The sequence below is a fragment of the Mycobacterium shunyiense genome, assembly GCF_058270075.1.
The window spans coordinates 64,036-87,510 of record NZ_JBZDPU010000006.1; the positions used below are offsets into that span (position 1 = coordinate 64,036).

Sequence of the window (23,475 nt, forward strand, 5' to 3'; positions counted from 1 at the left end):
TTCAGTCCTCGTCGTAGGAGACCGTTACCGCGTCGCAATCCGGCACCGCCTGGCAGGTCAACACGTAGCCATCGGCCACCTCGTCGTCGTCCAGTGCGTCGTTGACGCGCATGGTCGCGGTCCCCTCGAGCAGCTTCGCCATACAGGTGCCGCAGTTACCGGCTTCGCACGAGAACGGCGGCGTCATACCGGCTCGGCGCGCGCTCTCGAGCAGGGTCTCGCCCTCCCTGCGCGGCACGGACAACTGCTCGCGGTCGAAGACGATCGTGACCTTGCCGTCCGCTCCGCTGCCGGCCATCGCTCCTGCGGTCATGTAGCTCCCCTGTGCACGTACGTTCTGATAGGAAGAGAATACCATTCTCGTTAACTGATAGTATCTTCTCGGCATGGTCGGTGCCTACTCAGGCTTCGGGAGAGGGGTTGTGAATCTTGACTGAGGTCACAACTGCTCCTCACGTGCGCGCCCCCGCCGTTCTGGCATTCGACGACCGTGAGTACACCCTCGCTGAACTCGATGCATTGACCAGTGGCATGGCCACCGCCCTGGAGCACCGTGGCGTGCGCCCGGGTGACCGGGTGGCGATCATGTCGTCCAACCGTCCCGAGTTCGTGGTGGCGCTACGGGCGATCTGGGGGCTCGGTGCGGTGGCAGTGCTGATCAGTCCGGCCTGGAAAGCCACCGAGGTGGCGCATGTCCTGGCCCTGACCGCCCCGAGTCATGCGGTGGGTGATCACGAGGCGCTGGCCGCGCAGATGCCGATGTTGCACCTGGATGAGCCGATCACCCCGGGGCGAAGGCAGTTCGACCTGCCCGACCCGGACGGCGACGCCCTCTTCGTCTTCAGTTCGGGAACCACCGGTCTGCCCAAGGCGGTCCGGCACACCCACCGCGGGTTCGCCGCAGCCATCGAGCATTGGCGCGACGCGCTGGGGTTCACCGACGCCGACCGCATGCAGATCATGACGCCGCCGTCGCACATCCTCGGTCTGCTCAACATCGCCATGGTGCTCGACACCGGCGCCTGGATGCGTCTGCACCGCCGCTTCGACATCGACACCATGCTGCGTCACATCGAGTCGGACCGGATCACGATCGAGATGGCCGTGGCGCCAATCGCTTTGGCGCTGGCCGCACATCCGGATCTGGGCCGCTACGACCTGTCCTCGCTGCGCTACGTGATGTGGTGTGCCACCCCGGTCACCCGCAGCGTCGCCGACACCGTCACCGAGCGTGCCGGCATTCAGTGGCTGACCGCCTACGGCACCACCGAACTCCCCGTGATCGCCTGCAACCCACTCGATGCCACCCGCATCGACACCGTGGGCCGGCCGGTGCGCGGGGTAGATGTGCGTATCAGCGAGGACGGCGAGATCCAGGTCCGGTCGGACTCGGTGATGGCCGGCTACCTGCCGAAGGACGCCTCGGCGGGCGCATTCAGCGACGGCTGGTACCGCACCGGTGACATCGGCTACCTCGATGACGACGGCTATCTGCGCATCACCGACCGCTCCAAGGAGATGGTCAAGGTCCGCGGCTTCCAGGTGGCGCCGGCCGAGGTCGAGGCGGTGCTGCACGGCCACCCTGCGGTGACCGACTGTGCGGTGTTCGGTGTCACCGACGCGGCCGACGGCGAGGCCGTCGTGGCCGCCGTGACGACACATTCTGCGGTGTCAGCAGAGGAGCTCATCGACCTCGTCGGTGAGCGGCTGGCCTCGTACAAGCGGCCCAGCCGCGTGGAGTTCGTAACCGACATACCGCGGTTACCTTCCGGAAAGGTATTGCGACGAGTGTTGAAGGAGCGGCATGGACGTTCGTCTGACGTCTGAACAGCAGCAGCTGCGAGAGGCCGCAGCGAAACTGGCCGACGACCTCGGACCTGATGCGGTCGGGGAATTGTCGGATGAGGGCCGGATTGCCCGGTTGGAAAGTACGGTCGCTGCCACCGAGTGGCGCACCCTGCGGTCCGACGGCGCCTCCGGTGTGGAAGTGGCGATCGTCGCCGAAGAGTTCGGTCGCGGTCTTGTCGACGTGCCGTTCCTGGGCCCGGTGCTCGCCGACGATCTGGCCCGTCGGCTCGATCGTGAGGTGACGGGCGGCTCGGGAGAGCCCGGCGGGGACGAAGCTGCCACCGCCGGTGTGGATCTGACTCGCAGCACCGCTGGTGTGGTCGAGTCGCCTGCCGAGCTCGGTGAGCTGTCGAGCGAGGACGCCCTGCGCTGGCAGGCGCTGGCGCTCGCTGCCACGAGCGCAGACCTGGTCGGTGCTGCGCGCGGTGCGCATGCACTGGCCGTCGATTACGCGAAAGTCCGTGAGCAGTACGGCTCGACGATCGGCTCGTACCAGGCCGTCGCGCACCTGCTGGCCGAGGGGCTGGCGCTGATCGAGGGTTCGATCAGCGTCCTGCGCCACGCAGCATGGGCCGTCGACGAGTTGCCGGGGGAGGAAGCCGTCCGGGCCGGGAAGATCGCCAAGATCTACTGCGCTCGTGCCGCGCGGACCGTGTGTGAGACCGCGATTCAGGTGCACGGCGGTATCGGAAACACCTGGGAATGCCTGGCGCACGTATACCTGCGCCGCGTTCTGGTGGCCACCGAGTTGTGGCCCGTCAAGCTAGAGGACCTGGAGGTAACTGATCTTGGACTTTCGTGATTCAACTGAGGAAGCTGCCTTCCGGGACCGGCTGCGGACCTGGCTGGCGGACAACGCCGCGTCCTTCAAGGCGTCCGGCGACGATTACTGGGCCAGGATGGGTGAGTGGCATCAAGCCCTCTATGCCGCAGGGTTTTTCGGCACGTCGTGGCCCAAGGAGTTCGGTGGCCAGGACCTGCCGCCGGTGTACGACGTCATCGTCGACGAGGAGCTGGCCCGGGCCGGCGCCCCGCCGCGCCCCAGCCTCGGCTACCTGGTGGTCGGGTTGGGCCACCACGGCAGCAAGGAACTGCAGCAGCGGTTCCTGCCGGGCATGATCAACGGCACCGAGCGTTGGTGCCAGGGCTTTTCGGAGCCGGGCGCCGGTTCGGATCTCGCCTCGTTGACCACCACGGCGACGCGCGACGGCGACAACTACGTCATCAACGGACACAAGATCTGGACCAGCTATTCCGATGTGGCGGACTGGTGCCTGGTGTTGGCTCGTACCGACAAGGATGTGGCCAAGCACAAAGGCATCTCGGCCTTCATCGTGTCGATGCACCAGGACAGCATCGAGCAGCGGCCGCTGCAGATGATCAACGGTGTCACGACCGAGTTCGGCCAGGTGGCGTTCGACGGTGCGGTGGTGCCGGCCTCGAATATGGTCGGTGAGCCGGGCGACGGTTGGCGCCTTGCCATGACGGTGGTCAGCCACGAGCGGGAACCGTCTACTCTCGGCTACTCCGCTCGCTACGGGAAACTGGTGCGGGAGATGGCTTCTCGGGTGTCGGGTAAGACGCCAGAAGATCTCGCGTGGGCCGGGGTGCAGGCCGAGATGCTCCGTCTGCACGTGCGCCGGCGGCTGTCCGAACAGCTCGACGGGCTCAAGCACGGCCCCGACGGCTCGCTGGACAAGCTGCTGATGACCTGGGTTGAGCAGTCCGTCGGGCACGCCGCGCTCGCGGTGGCCGGCACGTCTGACCCCGAGTTGCTCAGCGCCTATCTGTACAGCCGGGCTCAGAGCGTCATGGGTGGCACGTCGCAGATCCAGAAGAACATCATCGCCTCACGAATCCTCGGTCTGGGAGTCTAGATACATGTACGGAATGCCAGACGAAATCGATGTGCAGGCCGACGGTGCCCTGCGCATCATCACGCTGAACCGCCCCGACGCGCTCAACGCCGTCAACGACAACTTGCACGTCGGGCTCGCGAAGATCTGGGAAGAGCTGAACGAGGACGCCGACGCGCGGGCGGCGGTGATCACCGGTGCGGGACGCGCGTTTTCGGCCGGGGGTGACTTCAACTATCTCGACGAGCTGCGCCGCGACGAGGCATTGCGTCAGAAGACGATCAAGCACGGACGTGATCTCGTCATCGGGATGGTGCGGTGCCGCATCCCGGTGGTGGCCGCGGTCAACGGGCCGGCGGTCGGGTTGGGCTGTAGCCTGGCCGCGCTGTCCGATGTGGTGTACATGGCCGAGAACGCGCACTTCGCTGATCCCCATGTGCAGATCGGGCTGGTGGCCGCCGACGGTGGCCCGCTGGTGTGGGGCTCACAGATCAGTCTGTTGCAGGCCAAGGAGTTTGCGCTGACCGGTGTGCGGATCAAGGCTCAGCGGGCAGTCGAACTCGGCCTGGCCAATCATGTGGTCGAGGACCCGCTGGCCGAGGCGATCGCCTGCGCGAAGAAGCTCATCGATCTGCCCAAGCAGGCGGTCGAGGCGACCAAACGGTTGATGAACATCCAGTTGGAGCAGCAGGTGATGGCGTCGCTGGATTACGCCAACCTCGCCGAGTATGTGTCGTTCGGCACTGCCGATTTCAATCGGATCGTGGACGGCCTGATCGCAAAGAACTGACGTTGCACCGCGAGCGTGCGTGTCTGCTGCCCGACACTCCGTGTCGAGGCAGCATTCCACGCACGCTCGCGGGATATGCTGGGGCGCAGCCTGTTACGGCACTCGGACAGCAGGCAACCTCGATGCTTACGGGTGGACAAAGAGTTCCAGTTGTGTGTCATCACCGTAACGGCGATCCCTGATGCGTGAATCATGGCTCGTGCTCGGTAGGTCGGTTCCTGCACTGTGTTGACGAGTGTGAAGCCCATAGTGTCCTGCCACCACCGGGCCGAGCTGTCGCAGTCGGCGACGGTCAAGTCGACGAGTGAGAACCCCGTGATCTCCGGCATGTTCCCAGCCTGCCCCGAAGAACGCTCGTAAGGTATCGAATTCCATGATCCAGGGGTCCGAGTGGCCACTTGTCGCACGCAAGTTCGCGAGACCCGAGCCATAACTGGCCACTGGGCGCAATACCTCAATCAGAAGGTGAGGGCCTCGGAGCGCTGGACGGTGCCGGTGACACCGCTGGCATCTTGACGGGCCAGTCGCACCGCCGCATGTCCCATCGCCTCGGGGGGCTCGACCATCTCCGGCGGGATCTGCAGCCCGCTGCCGCCAGCCTGCCAGCCCTCGGTCAGCACCACGCGGGACGGGCTGAGACAGTTGACCGCGATGTTGTCGCCGCGCAGATCCGCGGCCAGGCCGAGGTAGAGCCGTTCAGCCGCAGCCTTCGATACCCAATAGGCATTGGAGCCGTGTTCGACCATGTCGACCCCGGTGGTGGTGACCGCGATGAGCGACCCGCCGCCGCGTTCGCGAACGTGCGGGATGACGGCCTTGGTCACCAGGAACACCCCGGTGAGGTTGACGTCCAGGCACAGCTGCCAGCGTTTGAGCGGTGTGGTCTCGACCGGGCCGAGCCACAGCACACCGGCGTTGGCGACCAGGATGTCGATGCCACCGAGTTCTGAAACCGTCTTGACGACAGCCTTGTTCACGGATTCTTCATCGGTGACGTCGCAGGATACCGGCAGCGCACGACCGCCCGAATCGTTGATGGTCGCGGCCACCGAGCCGATTGTGCCGGGTAGCTTGCCCGCTTGTTCGGAGCGGGCAGCCACGGCCACCGCCGCACCTTCGGCGGCAAGCGAGGCAGCGATCGTGGCACCGATACCGCGGCTGGCGCCGGCGACGAACGCGACTTTCCCCTCGAGGCTGCCAGTTCGATCTTCCCGGTGAACCGACGTTTCGTGCGCGTTCGTCATATACCGAGTGTGCACGAAATGCTGCGCCGAACCGGCGTTTTCACCGACAGACTCGCACGCTCGCGGTGCTGGCGAGCGGGCAACTACTTGGGCGGGAAGCGCAATGCCCCATCGAGGCGGATGATTTCGCCGTTGAGGTAGTCGTTTTCGACGATGCTCTGGGCGAGCTGGGCGTACTCGGTCGAGCGGCCCATCCGCTTGGGGAACGGCACCTGTGGACCCCAGTACTGCTCCAGCTGATCGGCAGCCTTGCCGTAGGCGGGAGTGTTGATCGTGCCGGGGGCGATGGTGCAGACCCGGATGCCCAGGGGCGACAGGTCGCGTGCGGCGACGAGGGTCATGCCGAGCACGCCGCCCTTGGCGGCCGAGTAGGGCAGCTGGCCGATCTGACCTTCGTAACCGGCGATCGAGGCGGTGTTGACGATGACGCCGCGGCCGCCTTCCTCCAGCGGTTCGGTCTTGGCGATCGCCGCGGCCGACAGTCGCATCACGTTGAACACCGCGGTCAGGTAGAACTCGATGGTCTTCTTGAAGCCGTCGAGGTCCAGCGGGGACCCGTCCTTGCCGACCAGGCGGCCGCCGGCAGCCGGCCCGCCGTGGGTGTCCACCGAGATGCGGAGCGGGGCCAGGGCTTCGGCTTCGGCGATGGCGGCCAGCACCGACTCCTCGGAGCTGGCGTCGGTGGGCACGTAGCGCACACCCAACTCTTTCTCCAGGGCCGCGCCCTTCTCGTCGGCCAGGTCCGCGACGACCACCTTGGCTCCTGCGGCCTGCAGACGGCGGACGGTCGCTTCACCCAGGCCACCCGCACCGCCGACGACGATCGCGGAACTACCGGCGATTTGCATAGGGTTCCCCTTCTTGCAACTGTGACTCTCTGACTGCGAGAATAACATTCTCTTACCGGGTGAACCAGGGAGCGGAATCAATGCCTGAAGCCGTCATCGTGTCCGCGCTGCGGACTCCCATCGGCACGGCCAAGAAGGGCACGTTGCGTGATACCGATGCCTACGCGCTGGCCGACCACGTAGTACGGGCAGCCGCCGAGGACCTTGCCGGCTACGGCACCATTCCGGTCGACGACGTGATCCTCGGCGAGGGCCTCTACGGCGGCGGCGTCGTAGCCCGCCATGCGGCCATCACCGCCGGCCTGACCACGGTTCCCGGTGCGTCCGTCAATCGGCACTGCGCCGCCGGTCAGGCCGCGGTGCAGAACGCGGCTGCGAGTATTCGCGCCGGCATGGACCGGTTGGTTCTGGCCGGTGGCGTCAACTCGGCCTCCACGTCGCCCCGGTTCGTCCGCGCGGCCAGCAGTGCCAAGGACGCCGAATGGGTGAACTGGTTCCCGCCCACCCACCCGGACCGCCCGGACGCACCGAACATGGACATGTCGATCACGGTGGGCTGGAACGCCGCGGTCAAGGCCGGGGTGAGCCGCGAGGAGATGGACCAGTGGGCATTGGGTTCACACCTCAAGGCCATCGCGGCGATCGACGAGGGGCGGTTCAAGGAGGAGATCGTCCCGATCCAGACTCCGCACGGGCTGTTCGACACCGATGAGCATCCGCGCCGTGACACCACCCTGGAGAAGCTGGCCGCACTCAAACCACTGCATCCAGAGATCGACGGCTTCTCCGTCACCGCAGGCAATGCGTGCGGAGCCAACGACGCTGCCGCACTGCTGACGATCGCCAGCGACAAACTCGGACTACCCGCCCTGGCGACCATCAAGTCCTGGGCATCGGTGGGCGTCGACCCGGCATCCACCGGGCTGGCGCCGGTCGAAGCCATCACCAAAGCGCTTGGCCGGGCCGGTCTTTCGCTGGCGGATGTCGACCTGTTCGAGATCAACGAGGCCTTCGCGTCGATGTGCGTGGCCACCATCAAGCTGCTCGACATCGACCCGGAAATCGTCAACGTCAGCGGCAGCGGGTGCTCACTCGGACATCCGGTGGCCGCCACTGGCGCCCGCATGCTGGCCACCATGGTCCACGAACTGCGCCGGCGCGGCGGCGGTATCGGTGTCGCCGCGATGTGTGCCGGCGGTGGGATGGGTTCGGCGACGGTCATCGAGGTGCATTCGTCGTAGTGTCGACCGTGATGACGAAGCACAACATCGAAGAGCTCATCGCCGCAGCGCGCGGTGGGTCCCAGCGCGCTGTCGGGCGTCTGCTGAGCCTGGTCGAAAGCGACCGTCGCGGTGAGGTTCTCGCGGTGCTCGGCCCCGCGTCGCCGCGCGTCATCGGAATCACCGGACCGCCCGGCGCGGGGAAGTCGACAACGGTCGGCGCCCTGGTCGGCGCCTACCGGGAGCGTGGCCTGCGGGTCGCGGTGCTCGCCGTCGATCCGTCATCGCCGTACAGCGGCGGCGCGCTGCTCGGGGATCGGATCCGGATGGCCGCCCACATCAACGATCCCGACGTGCTGATCCGCTCGGTGGCCACCCGTGGGCATCTGGGCGGGCTGGCTGCGGCGGTACCCGCGGCGATCCGGCTGCTGGCCGCTCTGGCCTACGACCTGATCGTGTTGGAGACCGTGGGTGTCGGCCAGTCCGAGATCGAGATCGCCGCGATCGCCGACCCGACCGTGGTGATCCTCAATCCCGGTGCGGGCGACGCCGTCCAGGCCGCAAAGGCCGGCCTGTTGGAGGTCGCCGATCTGGTGGTGGTGAACAAGGCCGATCGCGAGGGCGCCGATCAGACCGCCCGCGATCTGCGGGCCGAGGCCACCGTGCCGGTGCTCAAACTGGTTGCGGCACAGGGGGAGGGCCTGGCCGAGCTGGTCGAGGCCATCGATGCCCATCACCGCGCCGACACCGCTGAGCGGCGCACCGCCCGGGCCCGCACCCAGATCCTGTCACTGGCCCAGACGTTACTGCGTAACCATGACGAGTTGGACGGGCTGGCGGCGGCGGTGGCCGACGGCACCACCGATCCCTATACGGCGGCAGCGCAACTGATCGCCGACTCAGCCCGCTGAGTCGGGGAGCCCGATCACCCGTCGCATGGTGGACAGCAGTTCGGTCTGCAGCGCGTCGTCGTCGAGATCGGCTACCAGCGGATGCATCACCGCGGCACTGATCACCCCGGACAACACCGCAGCATGGACCCGTGCACCGTCGCCGGACTGGTCACCGAGCATCGCCGCGTAGAGCCGGTCGATGAACTGCTGGAACGGTTCGTGTTCGGCCAGCAGTCGCACCACGACCGGGTCGAATTGCAATGTGCTGGCAGCACGCCGACGCGAGACCGCCATCGTGATCACGCGGGTGAGAAGGATTTCGCGGGCCCGGGTTGGTGAACCTTCGGACTCGGCCGCCTCCAGCGATTCTTCCAGCTGGCCGAGTTCGCGTTCGGTCAGCGCGATGACGATGGCTTCCTTGGTCTTGAACTGGTGGTAGACGGCGGCTTTCGTGACACCGATGGCGTCGGCGATCATCTGCAGGGAGGTACCGCCGACGCCGTGGTCGGCGATCAGCTCGAGAGCCGCATCGAGGATGCGGGTCTGCGCCGCGCTGCGCGGGGTCCCGAGCACGATTCGACCGTAGCCGATCAGCTCACCGACTTGCCTGTCGCTGCGGCGTAGCCGCTGCGATAACCGAACACCATGGCGGGGCCGAGGGTGCCGCCGGCTCCACCGTAGGCCTTGCCGGTCACCCCGCCCATCGCGTTGCCGGCCGCGAACAGGCCGGGGATGGGCGCGCCGTTGACGTGCAAGACGCGACCGTCGCGGTCGGTGCGAGGTCCACCCTTGGTGCCCATAGCGCCGATCTTGACCGGCACCGCGTAGAACGGCGCGGTGTCGAGTGGCCCCAATGTCTGGCCGGCCGGCGTGGCGGCCGAGTTGTCGCCCCAGTACCCGTCATACGCGCTGGACCCACGGCCGAAGTCAGGGTCGACCTCGTCGGCGACGTTGTCATTCCAGCGACTCAGGGTCGCGGCCAGGCCCTCGGCGTCGATGCCGGTCTTGGCGCCGAGCTCGGCGAGCGAGGCCGACTCGCAGAACCACTCCGGCACCGGGGCACCGGGTTCGACGCCGAGGAAGCCGTAGCGCTGCAGGTGCACGGAGTCGAACACGATCCACGCCGGATCATTGGCGTAGCCGAGCTTGGGGTCGAGGTACTGGAATGCCCCGGCCATCGAGTTGTATTCGCCCGCCTCGTTGAGAAAGCGCTTGCCGGCCCGGTTCACGATGACGCTGCGCGGCCGGGTCCGTTCCAGCCGCACGCTACGGCTACGGGGATGGCCGTCGATGGTGTCCCCGGGGAGCTGCACGATCGGAACCCACCACGCCTCACCCATGTTGGCCAGGTCGGCACCGTGTGCCATGGCCATCCGCAGCCCGTCGCCGGTGTTGTTCGGTGGTGACACCGCGCCGCGCATGGGCCCGCGCAGATAGGCCTCGACCAGCTTGGTGTCCCATTCGAATCCGCCGGTGGCCAGCACGACGCCGCTGCGGGCCCGCACCGTGATATCTGCCCCGTCGACGCTGATGCGCACGCCCTCGATCCCGGTGTGGTCACCGATCAGTTCGACGGCGCGGGCCTCGGTGACCGGTTGGATGCCCCGGTCGAGCAGCCCCCGCAGCAGGCCCGCGATCAGTGCGGTGCCGGCCACACACAGGTCGGCGTCCGGGTCGTCGTGGACGGCGTGAATCCGGGCGCGAGTTTCGGCGTCGATCCCGACATTGCTGAAATCGGCGGGGAAGGACGTGATCCGGTCTCGCCAGGCGCCGAGCTTGCCCTGATCCACCGGGCCTGCGCTCAGTGAGCGGCCACCCCCGGGACGGCCGCCGGGTAGTTCGGGCTTGTAGTCGGGAAAGCCCTCGGCGACGGCGAAGCGCAGCTCGCTGTGTTGCTCGACGAAGTCGAGCATCGCCGGACCGGTCCGGACGAAGGTGTCCACAAGGTCGCCATCCAGGTAGCCCAGTGACTGGGCCTGCAGGTAGTCCACAGCGTCTGAGACGGGAAGCGGTCCGTCTGTGCTGCGGTCATGGGCGGGGATCCACACGATGCCGCCGGATACCGCGGTCGTGCCGCCGACGGTCGGGGCCTTCTCGTAGATCGCGACCGACGCGCCGTTGGCCGATGCCGTCAGCGCCGCGGTGAGCCCGGCGCCGCCGCTGCCCAGCACGACGACGTCGACTTCGTCGTCCCAGTCAATTTCGGTACGGGTCAATGTCTTTCCCTTTCAGTACAGGATGGCCGAGAGTTCGTTCGCGGCCCGGACCACCGCGTCCTTGCCGCCCATCACGACGTCTTCACGGTGCGAGATGAGGTTGATGCAGGTGGGCGGTGACGGCAGGCGCCGGCGCACGGGAACGGCCAGGCCGTACGTGTTCGGTTCGATCTCGCCGTGGGTGATCACCCAGCCCCGTTCGCGGGTCTGCCGCACCAGTTCACGTTCACCGGGGCGCGGCGGCATGCTCGCCAGCAACGCCACCCCGGCCGCGCCCAGTTCCAGCGGGTGACGGCTGCCTTCGTGGAAGGACAGTTGGTAGAACACCTGCGTCGGGACGATCACCGCAACGGCCACCTGTTGATCGCCCTCGGCCACCAGCAGTGACACCGTGCTGCCGAGCTCGTCGGCGAGTGCGCGCAGGGTCGGGACACTGAGCTGACGCATGTTGTTGTCGAACGACGAACCGAGTGCTGCCAGCCCGGCGCCCGGCCGGTAGCGACCGTCTTCCCCCTTTGCCACATAGCGGAATTGGCTCAGGGTGGCCAGCAGTCGGTAGGCGATCGTGCGATGGGCTCCGACATGGTCGGCGACCTGTTGCACGGTGAGCCCGGTCGGGGCTGCGGCGATGGCTGCGAGCGCGCTCAGTCCGCGCGCCAACGTCTGTGAACCGGGCACCCCGGTGGGGGAGCCGTCGGTCTTCGATTGTGCCTGCGACGGGGTTGCCTTGGCCGGCATCGCGCCCCTCCTTGACAGATAGAACCGCGAGAGTGATGCTCTGATAATAATGCACGTTGATGTGCACTATATGAGCAAAGTGCTTACAAATTTGGAGAATAGCATTCTCATTACCTCCGGAGAGGGGAACATGACAAGCACAGCCGCCGGGCCGGCATCCGGTTCCGTTTCGGCCACCGAACACGAGAGCGTCTGGGCTGATCTCCAAGGCGTCGCGTTCTCGCAGGGCTACCTCGATGTGGGCGGAATCCGTACCCGCTACCTGCACGCCGGTGACCCGAAACTGCCCGTGCTCGTGCTGCTGCACGGGTCGGGCGGACATGCCGAGGCGTATGTGCGCAATCTGGAATCCCACGCGGAGCACTTCTCGACGTGGTCGATCGACATGCTCGGGCACGGCTACACCGACAAGCCGGGGCACCCGCTCGAGGTGTCCCACTATGTCGATCACCTCATCGGTTTCCTCGACACCATCGGTGCGCAGCGCGCCCACATCTCGGGTGAGTCGCTTGGCGGTTGGGTGGCCGCCCGCGCCGCCGCGGATCATCCGGACCGGGTCGACCGTCTGGTACTCAACACGGCCGGTGGCTCGCAGGCTGACCCCGAGGTGATGAAGCGGATCATCACGCTGTCGATGGCGGCCGCGGAGAACCCGACCTGGGAGACGGTGCAGGCCCGGATCAAGTGGCTGATGGCCGACAAGACAAAGGATTACGACGACATCGTGGCGAGTCGTCAGGCGGTCTACCGCCAGCCCGGTTTCGTCGCCGCGATGAGCGACATCATGGCTCTGCAGGATCCCGAGATCCGGGCGCGGAACCTGCTGGGGGAGAAGGAATACGGATCGATCACAGCACCCACCCTGGTGTTGTGGACGAGTGATGACCCGACCGCCGATGTCAGCGAGGGCCGCCGGATCGCGTCGATGATCCCCGGTGCGCGGTTCGAGGTGATGCCGGACTGCGGGCACTGGCCGCAGTACGAGGACCCCGAGACGTTCAACCGGCTACACCTGGACTTTCTGCTGGGGTCCGAACGTGGCTGACGAGGTCGACGTCCTCATCGTCGGCGCTGGGCCGGTAGGTCTGACCCTGGCGAATATCCTTGGCATCCAGGGTGTCCGGACCCTCGTGGTGGAGGAGCGCGACACTCTCATCGACTATCCCCGCGGGGTCGGACTCGACGACGAGTCGCTGCGTACCTTCCAGTCCATCGGGCTGGTCGAGGCGGTCCTCCCGCACACCGTGCCCAATCAGATCCTGCGGTTCTACGACGGCAACCGCAGGCTGCTGGCCGAAATGGCGCCTCCGGACGCCCGATTCGGCTGGCCCAAGCGCAACGGCTTCGTCCAACCACTGGTCGACGCACAGCTGCTGATCGGGCTGGACCGGTTCGACCATGTGCAGGTGGCCTGGGGTCGCCGGATGGAATCCGCGGTGGAGACGGCTGACGGGGTGACCGTCGAGTTCGGCCCGGACGTGCCCGCCGTGCAGGCGCGCTACGTGGTCGGGTGCGACGGCGGACGCAGCGCCACCCGCGGCATGATGGGGGTGTCGTTCGACGGCACCACCTCAGCGACCCGCTGGGTGGTGGTCGATCTGGAAAATGATCCGCTGGGGCACCCGAACAGCGAGGTCGGTGCCGATCCGGACCGACCGTACGCCTCGATCTCGATCGCCCACGGTATTCGCCGGTTCGAGTTCATGATCCACGCCGACGAAACTGACGAGCAGGCTGAGGATCCCGAGTTCGTGGCGCGGCTGTTGGCACCGTTCGTCCCGTATCCGGACAAGGTCGACGTGATCCGTCGTCGCGTCTACACCCACCACTCCCGGATAGCGGGGAACTTCCGCAAGGGCCGGTTCATGCTGGCCGGCGACGCCGCGCACCTGATGCCGGTGTGGCAGGGTCAGGGGTACAACAGCGGCATCCGGGACGCCGCCAACCTGGGTTGGAAGCTGGCCGCGGTGGTCAACGGCCAGGCCGACGACGCACTGCTGGACAGCTACGACAGCGAGCGCCGCAAGCACGCCCGGGCCATGATCGACCTGTCCACCCTGGTGGGCCGGGTCATCTCGCCCACCAATCGCAAGGTTGCGATGGTGCGGGACAAGCTGATTCGCGGGGCATCGGTGGTTCCGGCGCTCAAGCGCTATGTGCTGGAGATGCGGTTCAAACCGATGCCGCGCTACGACCAGGGGGCGGTCTACCACCCGAAGCCGCCGACGGCGGACTCGCCGACCGGCACGTTGTTCATCCAGCCCCGGGTCGACACCCGCGAGCAGGCAGGTGTGCTGCTCGACGACGTGATCGGGCTGAACTTCGCGGTGCTGTGCTGGAACAACAATCCGCGCGCATTGCTCGGCGAGCAGGCCTATGCGCGCTGGAAAGCCCTTGGCGCGAAGTTCATCGCGGCCCGCCCGCAGACGCAGTTGTTCTGGAGCGGGCACGATGCGGACGCCGACGACGGCTCCGTTGTGATCGTGGGGGACCGCACGGGTGCGCTCAAATCCTGGTTCGACGTCCACGCTGAATCGGTGCTGGTGCTGCGCCCGGACCGGTGCATCGCCGGCGCCGATATCGCCCAGCGCGCCCCGGAACTGAGCGACGCAGTGTTCGACGTACTGCATGTGCGGGAAGGAGGAGTGAACGATGCCGGTAGCCCTGTGCTGTATGTCCCACAGCCCACTGCTGAATCTTCCGGGTCCATCGGCTGATCTCCTCGAGGAGATCGGAACAGCGGTCGGGAGTGCTCGCGCGTTTGTTGCCGACTACGACCCCGAGCTGGTGGTCACGTTCTCGCCCGACCACTACAACGGGTTCTTCTACCGGTTGATGCCCCCGTTCTGTATCGGGACCGCCGCCTCCGGAGTCGGGGATTACGGGACGCACGAGGGTGCGCTCGACGTCGCCGGCGATATCGCCCAGCAGTGCGCAGAGGCGGTGTGGGAGTCCGGGGTCGACATTGCGATCTCGACCAGCATGGACGTCGATCACGGCACCGTGCAGCCGCTGCAGGAACTGTTCGGTGAAGCGACCGCGCGTCCCATCGTGCCCATCTTCATCAATTCCGTGGCCACGCCGCTCGGCCCGCTGTCGCGGTCGCGCGCCCTCGGCACGGCCGTCGGCGCCTACCTGGCCACCCTCGACAAGCGGGTGCTGGTGCTGGGATCCGGTGGCCTGTCACATGATCCGCCGGTGCCGACGCTGGCCACCGCGCCGCCGGCGGCACTGGACCGCATCGTGCACGGGGTCCCGATGACCACCGAACAGCGCATGGCCCGGCAGAGCGCGGTGAGCCAGGCGGCTCACGATTTCGCCCACGGTGACAGTGCGCTGCGGCCGTTGAACCCCGACTGGGACCGCGGACTGCTGGAGATCTTCGACGAGGGCCGGTTGGCCGATCTGGACGGCTGGTCCAATACCTTCATCGCCACCGAAGGGGGCAACTCGGCGCACGAGATCCGCACCTGGGTGGCTGCGTTCGCAGCGCTGGCAGCCAACGGGCCGTACCGGACGGAAAACCACTTCTACCGGGCGGCGCCGGAATTGATCGCAGGATTCGCAATCAGGACGGCGGTAGGAATCGCAGCATGAGTTCAGACACCAAGACGTTCGACGAAGCGGTCGACGTGCTCGTCATCGGGTCCGGGGGCGGTGGTATGACGGCCGCGTTGGCGGCCGACTCGGCCGGTCTCAAGACCCTCGTGGTCGAAAAGTCCTCCCACTTCGGCGGTTCCACCGCACTGTCCGGGGGAGGCATCTGGGTGCCCGGGGCGCCGTCACAGCGTCGTGCCGGCCATGTGCCCTCTCCGGACGGCGTGTTCGACTACCTCAAGCAGATCACCGAGGGCACCGTCAGCGATGCCCGGCTGCGCAAGTACGTCGAGGCGGCGCCGGAGATGATGGACTTCCTCGAGCGCAACAGCGAATGGTTCGAGTTCGTCTGGAAACCGGGCTACGCCGACTACTACCCGGAACTGCCGGGTGGCTCCGCCCAGGGCAGCACCATCAACGTCCCGGCGATCGACCTGCGCAAGCTCGGCGAACACGAGCAGGAGCTGCTCGCCCCGCTGGCCCTGGCGCCAAAGGGAATCTGGTTCGCCCCCAAAGACCTTCGACTCTTCTACCAGATCCGGCAGAACTGGCGCGGTAAGGCCGTGTTGCTCAAGCTGATCTGGCGGATGGTGCGGGCCCGGGTATTCGGTGACCGGATGGCCGCGATCGGCCAGTCGCTCGCTGCCCGGATGCGGTTGGCGCTCAAGCAGCACGACATTCCACTGTGGCTGGATGCGCCGATGACCTCGCTGATCACCGGAGACGACGGAGCGGTGCTCGGCGCCGTCATCGAAAGGCACGGCAAGGCGCTGCGGGTCCGGGCCACAGGGGGAGTGATCCTCGCTTCCGGCGGCTTCGACCACGACATCGCGTGGCGCAAGGAGCATCTGCCGGTGCTCGAGAAGGATTGGAGTTTCGGCAATCCCGCTGCCACGGGCGACGGTATCCGAGCCGGAGAGAAGGCCGGCGGTGCCACCGAACTGCTCGATGAGGCGTGGTGGTTCCCGGCCATCTGCTGGCCCGACGGCCGGCTGCAGTTCATGCTCAACGAGCGGATGATGCCGTCGCAGTTCGTGGTCAACGGCGAGGGCAAGCGTTTCATCAACGAGGCTGCTCCCTACATGGACTTCGCCCACGCCATGATCGAAGGACAGCAGTCCGGGGTAGGGCACATCCCATGCTGGCTGGTCACCGACATCGACTCGTTCCACCGGTATGTGGTGGGTGGGCATCTGCCCATCCCGAAGATCCCGTTCGCCCCGGTTCCGACCGGGCGCAAGGTTCCTGCGGCCTGGCTGGATTCCGGTGTCGTCGTCGAGGCACACAGCTGGGAGGAACTGGCCGGCAAGATCGGTGTGCCCGCAGAGAATCTGCAGGCCACTGCCGAGCGGTTCAACCAGTTGGCACACGGCGGGCACGACGACGACTTCAACCGCGGTGACAGCGCGTACGACAACTATTACGGGGACCCGACGCTGCCCAACCCGAATCTGCGTCCACTCGGCAAGCCGCCCTACTACGCGTTCCAGATCATCCTCGGCGACCTGGGCACCTCGGGTGGGCTGCGCACCGACGAGAACGCGCGGGTCCTGCGCACCGACGATTCCGCCGTGGACGGGCTCTACGCCGTGGGCAACGTCTCGGCCGCAGTCATGGGTCGCAGCTATGCGGGTGCGGGCGCGACCATCGGACCCGCGATGACCTTCGGGTATGTGGCAGCCCGGCACATCGCCGATCGCCAAGCCGAACAGCCTGTTTCACCGGCCGCCAACCAATCAGTCCAGGACACCGTCAGCAACCCCTCAGGAGGAAACCGATGAAGATTTCGCTGTTCTACGAGTTCGCGCTGCCGCGGCCGTGGTCCGACGATGACGAGCACCAGCTGTTCCAGGACGGGCTTGATGAGGTGGAGGCCGCCGACAAGGCCGGCTTCTCCACCGTCTGGCTCACCGAGCATCACTTCCTCGAGGAGTACTGCCACGCCACCGCGCCGGAGATGTTCCTGGCCGCGGCGAGCCAGCGCACCAAGGACATTCGTCTTGGCTTCGGGGTGATGCACCTGCCGCCGCCGATCAACCACCCGGCCCGGATCGCCGAGCGCGTCGCCACCCTCGATCACCTGTCCAACGGGCGCGTGGAGTTCGGCACCGGTGAGGGTTCCTCGGTCGCCGAGTTGGGCGGGTTCAACATCGACCCGGCCGACAAGCGCACCATGTGGGAGGAAGCCCTTGAGGTTTCGATCCGCTGTATGACCGAGGCGCCGTTCACTGGTTTCAAGGGTGAGCATGTCGAGCTGCCGGCCCGCAACGTCATCCCCAAGCCGCTGCAGAGCCCGCATCCGCCGGTCTGGGTGGCCTGCACCCGCCCGTCGTCGGTGCAGATGGCCGCTCAGAAGGCCATCGGTGCGCTGAGCTTCGCCTACACCGGTCCCGAAGCCTTGAAGGAGCGGGTTGACGGGTACTACAAGGAGTTCGAGGAGCAGGGCGCACCCGTCACCCCGGCGATCAACCCCAACATCCTCGCCATCGGCGGTGACCTGTCGATGATGGTGGCCCGCTCCGACGACGAGGCACTCAAGCGCCTTGGCATCGGCGGCGGCTTCTTCTCCTTCGGCATCATGCACTACTACCTGACCGGCATGCATACCCCCGGCCGGACCAAGGTGTGGGAGCGGTACGAGCAGGCGGTCAAAGAGGATCCGACGCTGGCCTATGGTCCCGGACGTGGCGCCATCGGCTCGCCTGACACCGTGCGCGAGTTCCTGCGCGGTTACGAGGCCAGCGGAGTGGACGAGATCATCCTGCTGCTCAACCCGCGCAGCCACGAGGGCACCATGGAATCGATCGAGATCATGGGCAAGGAGATCCTGCCCGAGTTCATCGAGCGGGACGCAAAGGCGGTGGCGGACAAGGCCAAGCGCCTCGAACCGGTGATCGAGAAGGTCGAGTCGCGTCGCCGCCCGTCCGACGCCCCGCTGTTCGACGAGACCTACGCCTTCGGCGGTCTGCCCACCGGCCGCGACAAGTTCACCGCCGGTGAGATTCCCGAGGCGATGGCCGAGATCAACGAGGGCCGGGTCAAGGCAGCCCAGGCGGAGAAGACTGCCCGCGAGACTGCCGGCTGACTGTGACCGCACTGGACGAGTTGGTGCGCTACGACGGGAAACACGTCGTGGTGACCGGCTGCGGGTCTGGCATCGGAGCCGAGGTCGCCCGTCAACTGGGTGAGCTCGGCGCCCGGGTGACGGGGCTGGACATCCGGCCGCCAGAACATCTTCCCCATGCGTTCGTCGAACTGGACCTGGCCGACCAGGCGTCCGTCGACCGTGCCGCCGGTGCGGTCGACGGGCCGGTCGACGCCCTGTTCAACGTGGCCGGTGTGTCCTCGGGGATCGGCAACCCACTACTGGTGGTGCGGATCAACTTCCTGGGTACGCGGCAGTTCACCGAGGCGGTGGAGCCTCGACTCGCCGTCGGTGGATCGATCACCTCGGTGTCCTCGTTGGCGGCATCGGGGTATCGGGAAAACCGTTCGCTCACTGCGGGTTTGGTCCGGACCGCATCGGTCGACGACGGGCTGCAGTGGTGTGCCGACCATCCCGAGGCGCTGGCCGACGGTGGTTACCGGTTGTCCAAAGAGGCGACGATCCTCTACGGGATGCGGCGGGTCGCCGAGCTCGGTGCCCGCGGGATCCGGATCAACTGCACCGCACCCGGGGTGACGCAAACGCCGATCCTCGACCAGTTGCGCTCCGCGTACGGTCAGCAATACCTGGATTCGTTCACTACGCCGTTGGGTCGCAACTCCGAGGCCGCCGAGCAGGCGTCGTTGTTGACATTCCTGGGCAGCCCAGCCGCCAGTTATGTCACCGGGCAGGTGATCTGGGCCGACGGCGGCATTCTCGCACTGCGGGAGTCGGCACTGGTCGATGCTGTAGTGGACACCGCGACTACCGAGCAGGGGAGCTGAGCTTGGCCGGGACGATGCGTGACTTCCGCAAGGCCGCCGACGACGTGCGGAACTGGGGTCGTTGGGGCGACGCCGATGAACTCGGCACCCTGAACCTGATCACGGCCGACAAGGTCGCCGAGGCGGCCTCGCTGGTGAAACGCGGCAAGGTGATCTCACTCGGTGGAGACTTCGGGTCCAACGGGCCGCAGGGCGCGTTCAAGTTCCGGTTCAACCCGGTCCACGTCATGACGGTAGACGGTGGCGACGCTGAGACCCTGGTCAGATACGCACCCGAGTGGGCGCGCAATTCTGTTGCACAGGAGCTGAGTTCGTTCTTCGCGGACAATCCGTTTCGATTCAACGATGACATGATCACCATGTCGCTGCAGGCCGCCACCCAATGGGATGCGCTCTCGCATGTCTATTACGAGGACAAGCTCTACAACGGGTTCCCGGCGGATTCGGTGACCAGTTTCGGCGCCTATCACTGCGGCATCGACAAGGTGGACGGTAAGGGCATCGTGTCGCGGGGGGTGTTGCTCGATGTGGTCGCTCACCGAGGAGAGCAAGTCTTTTGTCAGCCCGGCCGACCCATCACGCCGGCTGAACTCGATGACGTCGCGGCCGCGCAGGGTGTGCAGATCGGCCGCGGTGACATCGTGGTGGTGCATACGGGTTGGTGGACCCGCTTCCTTTCGACGGGCGATGGGCACGAACCAGGGTCGGGCCTGGACTGGCGTTGCGCCTCATGGCTGCACGACCACGAGGTGGCCGCGGTGGCCGCAGACAACCTCATGGTCGAGGATCCTGATCCGGCAAATGGGATCGAGGGAACGTTCCTGCCAATGCACATGCTGTGCCTGCGTGATATGGGCCTGATGCTCGGCGAGTACTGGGATCTGACCGGCTTGGCAGCCGACTGCCGCGCCGACGGCGTCTACGAGTTCCAGCTCATCGCACCGCCGCTGAAGGTCGTCGGGGCCGTGGGTGCACCGGTCAGTCCGATCGCGATCAAATGAGGAAACATGACGTCAACTGAAAAAGTGCCGTTCGTGGTCGGGTTGGGCGGCACGCTGCGCGCCGACTCGTCGACCGAGCGGGCCGTGCGGTACTGCCTGGCAGCCGTGGAGCGGCAAGGAGGCCGAACGCGGATGTTCGCCGGACCGGATCTTGAGTTGCCGATGTACGCGCCGCATTCGTTGGAGCGCACGCCCGCGGCCCTGGAGTTCGTCTCCGCGCTGCGTGACGCCGACGCGGTGGTGGTGGGCTCGCCGGGCTACCACGGCGCGATCTCCGGTCTGGTCAAGAACGCGTTGGACTACATCGAGGATCTGCGGGAGGACCCGAGGGTGTACCTGGACAACACCCCGTGGGGCTGCATCAGCTGCGCCTACGGCTGGCAGGCGGCAGTGGGCACGCTGGGCCAGTTGCGTTCGATCGGTCACGCACTACGGGCCTGGCCCACCCCGCTGGGGGTAGCGATCAACTCCGCGGACAAGATCTGGTCTGAGACAGGTGAATTGGCCGACGGAACGGTGCGCGGCCAACTCGACATGTTGGCCACCCAGTTGCTGAATTTCGGGCGTTCCGGCGGAGCCCCGCAGTGACGGCACAGCGCACATTCGTACGCAAGACCATCGATGTCGACGGTCTGACGACCGGCTACCTGGAAGCCGGGTCCGGCGACCCTGTCGTCCTACTTCATGGTGGCGAGTTCGGCGTCAGTGCCGAATTGGGTTGGGAGCGTGCGATCGGAGCACTGGCCGAGCACTACCGGGTGCTCGCTCCGGACATGCTCGGCTTCGGTGAGAGCGCCAAGGTCATCGATTTCAACGACGGCCGGGGCATGCGGATTCGGCACGTCGCCCGGTTCTGTACCGAACTCGGTGTCGCGGGAGCACATTTCGTCGGCAACTCGATGGGCGCGATCAATCTGCTCGTCGATACCACGTCGGAGGCCCCACGCCTCCCGGTGCGATCGCTCACGGCGATCTGTGGGGGAGGGGAGATCCAGCGCAACGAACACTCGGCGGCGTTGTACGACTACGACGCCACGCTGGACGGGATGCGACGCATCGTCACCGCACTGTTCGCCGACCCCTCCTACCCTGCCGACGAGGCATATGTGCAGCGCCGGTACGAGTCGAGTATCGCGCCGGGCGCCTGGGAATCCTTGGCCGCGGCCCGGTTTCGGCGGCCCGGCCTGGAAGCGCCGGCGATGCCGTCGTCGCAGCGGGCATACGACCGCATCAGTGTGCCGACCATGATCATCGAGGGGGATCGTGACAAGCTGCTGCCGTCCGGTTGGGCCGCCGAAATCGCCGGCCAGATTGCCGGCGCCCGCAGTGCGGTGATTCCCGGTGCCGGGCACTGCCCGCAGATCGAACAGCCCGCCGCACTCGTCGAGGTGCTGCTGGAATTTCTGAAAGAGGTCGAATGACCACGAGCGAGAAGCGGAGCGGGATCGCGCATGAGTAACGAGTTGGCCGGAAAAGTCGCGGTCGTCACCGGCGGTGCGTCGGGTCTCGGTGAGGGGCTGGTGCGCCGGTTCGCCGCCGAGGGCGCCAAGGTGTTGATAGGCGATGTCGACGAGGATCGTGGCAAGGCGCTCGCCGCCGAACTCGGTGACAACACCGCGTTCCTGTTCACCGACGTGGGTGACGTCGAGCAGGTGGGGCGGCTGGTCTCGACAGCGGTCGACACCTTCGGCGGCCTCGACGTCATGGTCAACAACGCCGGGGTCTCGGGCCGGATGCACCGCCGCTTCCTCGACGACGACCTCGCTGATTTCGACACCGTGATGCGAGTCAACGTCCGGGCTGTCATGGCCGGCACCCGCGATGCTGCTCGGTACATGTCCGAGCATGGCGGCGGATCGATCCTCAACCTGACCTCGATCGGCGGGATCCAGGCGGGCGGTGGCGTGATGACGTATCGCGCGTCAAAGGCCGCGGTCATCCAGTTCACCAAGTCGGCGTCGATCGAGTTGGCCCACTACGAGATCCGAGTCAACGCGATCGCCCCGGGCAACATCCGCACCGCGATCGTGGCCAAGTCGGCCTCGCCGGAGGAGCGCGAGCGCATCGAGGAGTTCGAGGCGGGGATCCGGGCGCAGATGCGCAACGACCGCCCGCTCAAGCGCGAGGGCACGGTCGAGGATGTGGCCGAGGCGGCGCTGTACTTCGCGACCGACCGGTCCCGGTACGTGACGGGAACCGTCCTGCCGATCGATGGGGGCACCGTCGCAGGCAAGGTCATCGTGAGAAAGCCCAAATAGCCCACCAACCAACCCCGCCGAGACTATGTTTTTGCCGCGGTAACCAGGTTTTTCCGTCGAGAACCGTCGTGTCGGCGCGCTCGTTGCCCAGGCGTGGCGCAGCGGTCCCAGGGCTTTAAATCAAGTGCTTGACTTAATTACAGGAGGCGCGTTGACTGTAACGGTGACAGCAGCCAACCGGACCGCTCGCGCCGATCGGGCCAGCAGTACCCAGGAGGCGATCCTCAAGGCGGCTGAGCGCCTCTACGCCGAGCATGGGGTGTTCGCGGTGTCCAACCGTCAGGTGAGTGAGGCGGCCGGGCAGGGCAACAACGCCGCCGTCGGCTACCACTTCGGTACCAAGACCGATCTGGTCCGCGCGATCGAGCACAAGCACCGTGGTCCGATCGAATGCCTGCGCGAGCAGATGGTGGCCGACACCGGCGCTTCGGCCGAGCTACGGGACTGGGTCGCCTGTCTGGTGCAGCCACTCACTGATCACCTTGCCGCGCTGGGCAACCCGACCTGGTATGCCAGGTTCGCCGCTCAGGTGATGACCGATCCGGCCTACCACAACATCGTGGTGCGCGATGCTCTGAGCTCGGAGTCGCTGGTGCAGGTCATCGACGGGATGAAGAACAGCCTGCCCGATCTGCCCGACGAGATCCGGGTCGAACGCAACATCATGGCGCGCAATCTCCTGATGCACAGTGCCGCTGATCGCGAACGCGCGATGGCTCAGGGCGGCACCGTGCCGCGGGCGTCCTGGCAGGGCGCGGCATCGGGGCTGATCGACGCGATCGTCGGTCTCTGGATGGCGCCGGTTACCCAAGAAAGCGACCTCCTATGAAAGTCACTGTCGACCAGGACAAGTGCGTCTCTTCGGGGCAGTGCGTACTCAATGCCAGCGCGGTGTTCGACCAGCGCGACGAAGACGGCGTCGTGGTCCTACTCGAACCCGTCCCCAGCCCGGAACAGATCGACAACGCCCGCCGTGCTGCGGCGGCATGCCCAGCCCTGGCCATCGAAATTCAAGACTGACTTGAGGAATGGAAGC

25 protein-coding genes are annotated in these 23,475 nt (G+C 66.5%); 18 read left to right on the forward strand and 7 right to left on the reverse strand.

The genetic code is table 11. The features are described from left to right. Position 1 precedes the first annotated feature (1 nt). On the reverse strand, positions 2-313 hold the full coding sequence (locus tag AC4ELH_RS04765) for a 2Fe-2S iron-sulfur cluster-binding protein (protein ID WP_064886254.1): 312 nt from the start codon (positions 311-313) through the stop codon (positions 2-4). Between the two features lie 116 nt (positions 314-429). Between AC4ELH_RS04765 and AC4ELH_RS04770 the strand changes: the two genes are divergently transcribed. Genes AC4ELH_RS04770 through AC4ELH_RS04785 form a run of 4 tightly spaced genes read left to right on the forward strand, consistent with a single transcriptional unit; the run spans position 430 to position 4,494 of the window. Next, positions 430-1,827: a class I adenylate-forming enzyme family protein gene (locus tag AC4ELH_RS04770; RefSeq protein ID WP_498883366.1), complete on the forward strand. Its 1,398-nt coding sequence runs from the start codon at positions 430-432 to the stop codon at positions 1,825-1,827. Further along, positions 1,805-2,650 carry an acyl-CoA dehydrogenase family protein gene (locus AC4ELH_RS04775; protein ID WP_064961176.1) on the forward strand — a complete coding sequence of 282 codons (846 nt, stop codon included), beginning with the start codon at positions 1,805-1,807 and terminating at the stop codon, positions 2,648-2,650. Before AC4ELH_RS04770 ends, AC4ELH_RS04775 begins: the two co-directional genes overlap by 23 nt. After that, complete coding sequence (locus AC4ELH_RS04780; RefSeq protein ID WP_064961175.1) at positions 2,637-3,725, forward strand: acyl-CoA dehydrogenase family protein; 1,089 nt, start codon at positions 2,637-2,639, stop codon at positions 3,723-3,725. The genes AC4ELH_RS04775 and AC4ELH_RS04780 overlap by 14 nt, the downstream gene beginning before the upstream one ends. 4 nt (positions 3,726-3,729) lie before the next feature. Next, positions 3,730-4,494, forward strand: coding sequence for an enoyl-CoA hydratase/isomerase family protein (locus AC4ELH_RS04785; RefSeq protein WP_064886241.1), 765 nt, complete (start codon positions 3,730-3,732; stop codon positions 4,492-4,494). Here the strand turns inward: AC4ELH_RS04785 and AC4ELH_RS04790 are convergent. The 3 genes from AC4ELH_RS04790 to AC4ELH_RS04800 all read right to left on the reverse strand — a co-directional run bounded on the left by AC4ELH_RS04790 (position 4,413) and on the right by AC4ELH_RS04800 (position 6,586). Next, positions 4,413-4,925, reverse strand: a complete 513-nt coding sequence (locus tag AC4ELH_RS04790; protein ID WP_448447899.1) for a VOC family protein — start codon at positions 4,923-4,925, stop codon at positions 4,413-4,415. The two genes, AC4ELH_RS04785 and AC4ELH_RS04790, sit on opposite strands and share 82 nt — an antisense overlap. Before the next feature lie 27 nt (positions 4,926-4,952). Continuing rightward, the gene (locus tag AC4ELH_RS04795) at positions 4,953-5,738 is read right to left on the reverse strand and encodes an SDR family NAD(P)-dependent oxidoreductase (RefSeq protein ID WP_498883367.1); all 786 of its coding nucleotides are present in this window, start codon (positions 5,736-5,738) and stop codon (positions 4,953-4,955) included. 83 nt (positions 5,739-5,821) lie between these two features. After that, positions 5,822-6,586 (reverse strand): SDR family NAD(P)-dependent oxidoreductase, encoded by a 765-nt coding sequence (locus AC4ELH_RS04800; RefSeq protein WP_498883368.1) that lies wholly within the window; start codon positions 6,584-6,586, stop codon positions 5,822-5,824. 80 nt (positions 6,587-6,666) lie between these two features. Between AC4ELH_RS04800 and AC4ELH_RS04805 the strand changes: the two genes are divergently transcribed. Together AC4ELH_RS04805 and meaB are read left to right on the forward strand one after the other, a co-directional pair. Beyond that, complete coding sequence (locus AC4ELH_RS04805; protein WP_498883369.1) at positions 6,667-7,827, forward strand: thiolase family protein; 1,161 nt, start codon at positions 6,667-6,669, stop codon at positions 7,825-7,827. Between the two features lie 11 nt (positions 7,828-7,838). Beyond that, entirely contained in the window at positions 7,839-8,717 is an 879-nt protein-coding gene (gene meaB / locus AC4ELH_RS04810) for a methylmalonyl Co-A mutase-associated GTPase MeaB (RefSeq protein ID WP_064885435.1), read from the forward strand. Here meaB and AC4ELH_RS04815 read toward each other — a convergent pair. From AC4ELH_RS04815 to AC4ELH_RS04825, 3 genes are read right to left on the reverse strand one after another with little or no spacing between them, the layout of a single operon-like run. Continuing rightward, the gene (locus tag AC4ELH_RS04815; protein ID WP_498883370.1) at positions 8,706-9,272 is read right to left on the reverse strand and encodes a TetR/AcrR family transcriptional regulator; all 567 of its coding nucleotides are present in this window, start codon (positions 9,270-9,272) and stop codon (positions 8,706-8,708) included. The genes meaB and AC4ELH_RS04815 overlap by 12 nt on opposite strands. Positions 9,273-9,289: 17 nt before the next feature. Next, positions 9,290-10,915 (reverse strand): FAD-dependent oxidoreductase, encoded by a 1,626-nt coding sequence (locus AC4ELH_RS04820; protein WP_498883371.1) that lies wholly within the window; start codon positions 10,913-10,915, stop codon positions 9,290-9,292. A gap of 12 nt (positions 10,916-10,927) precedes the next feature. Next, positions 10,928-11,653 (reverse strand): IclR family transcriptional regulator, encoded by a 726-nt coding sequence (locus AC4ELH_RS04825; protein WP_498883372.1) that lies wholly within the window; start codon positions 11,651-11,653, stop codon positions 10,928-10,930. A gap of 130 nt (positions 11,654-11,783) precedes the next feature. Here AC4ELH_RS04825 and AC4ELH_RS04830 point away from each other — a divergent pair, with 130 nt between their 5' ends. The 12 genes from AC4ELH_RS04830 to AC4ELH_RS04885 all read left to right on the forward strand — a co-directional run bounded on the left by AC4ELH_RS04830 (position 11,784) and on the right by AC4ELH_RS04885 (position 23,459). Next, positions 11,784-12,698 carry an alpha/beta fold hydrolase gene (locus AC4ELH_RS04830; protein ID WP_055116029.1) on the forward strand — a complete coding sequence of 305 codons (915 nt, stop codon included), beginning with the start codon at positions 11,784-11,786 and terminating at the stop codon, positions 12,696-12,698. Beyond that, a complete protein-coding gene (locus tag AC4ELH_RS04835; RefSeq protein ID WP_498883373.1) occupies positions 12,691-14,370 on the forward strand; it encodes a bifunctional 3-(3-hydroxy-phenyl)propionate/3-hydroxycinnamic acid hydroxylase in 1,680 nt (559 codons plus the stop codon). Before AC4ELH_RS04830 ends, AC4ELH_RS04835 begins: the two co-directional genes overlap by 8 nt. Then, a complete protein-coding gene (locus tag AC4ELH_RS04840; protein WP_082941787.1) occupies positions 14,306-15,250 on the forward strand; it encodes a 3-carboxyethylcatechol 2,3-dioxygenase in 945 nt (314 codons plus the stop codon). Before AC4ELH_RS04835 ends, AC4ELH_RS04840 begins: the two co-directional genes overlap by 65 nt. Next, on the forward strand, positions 15,247-17,031 hold the full coding sequence (locus AC4ELH_RS04845; protein ID WP_498883374.1) for an FAD-binding protein: 1,785 nt from the start codon (positions 15,247-15,249) through the stop codon (positions 17,029-17,031). The genes AC4ELH_RS04840 and AC4ELH_RS04845 overlap by 4 nt, the downstream gene beginning before the upstream one ends. Next, positions 17,028-18,335, forward strand: a complete 1,308-nt coding sequence (locus AC4ELH_RS04850; protein WP_064885406.1) for an LLM class flavin-dependent oxidoreductase — start codon at positions 17,028-17,030, stop codon at positions 18,333-18,335. Before AC4ELH_RS04845 ends, AC4ELH_RS04850 begins: the two co-directional genes overlap by 4 nt. Positions 18,336-18,337: 2 nt before the next feature. Continuing rightward, positions 18,338-19,180 (forward strand): coniferyl-alcohol dehydrogenase, encoded by an 843-nt coding sequence (locus AC4ELH_RS04855; protein WP_498883375.1) that lies wholly within the window; start codon positions 18,338-18,340, stop codon positions 19,178-19,180. Between the two features lie 14 nt (positions 19,181-19,194). Continuing rightward, on the forward strand, positions 19,195-20,181 hold the full coding sequence (locus tag AC4ELH_RS04860) for a cyclase family protein (protein WP_498883424.1): 987 nt from the start codon (positions 19,195-19,197) through the stop codon (positions 20,179-20,181). Positions 20,182-20,187: 6 nt separating this feature from the next. Continuing rightward, entirely contained in the window at positions 20,188-20,769 is a 582-nt protein-coding gene (locus AC4ELH_RS04865) for an NADPH-dependent FMN reductase (protein WP_064885412.1), read from the forward strand. Further along, the gene (locus AC4ELH_RS04870) at positions 20,766-21,602 is read left to right on the forward strand and encodes an alpha/beta fold hydrolase (protein WP_498883376.1); all 837 of its coding nucleotides are present in this window, start codon (positions 20,766-20,768) and stop codon (positions 21,600-21,602) included. The genes AC4ELH_RS04865 and AC4ELH_RS04870 overlap by 4 nt, the downstream gene beginning before the upstream one ends. A 30-nt stretch (positions 21,603-21,632) precedes the next feature. After that, entirely contained in the window at positions 21,633-22,439 is an 807-nt protein-coding gene (locus AC4ELH_RS04875; protein ID WP_498883377.1) for an SDR family NAD(P)-dependent oxidoreductase, read from the forward strand. A gap of 163 nt (positions 22,440-22,602) precedes the next feature. After that, positions 22,603-23,268, forward strand: coding sequence for a TetR/AcrR family transcriptional regulator (locus tag AC4ELH_RS04880; RefSeq protein WP_174554292.1), 666 nt, complete (start codon positions 22,603-22,605; stop codon positions 23,266-23,268). Then, positions 23,265-23,459, forward strand: a complete 195-nt coding sequence (locus AC4ELH_RS04885; protein ID WP_064885420.1) for a ferredoxin — start codon at positions 23,265-23,267, stop codon at positions 23,457-23,459. The genes AC4ELH_RS04880 and AC4ELH_RS04885 overlap by 4 nt, the downstream gene beginning before the upstream one ends. Positions 23,460-23,475 lie beyond the last annotated feature (16 nt).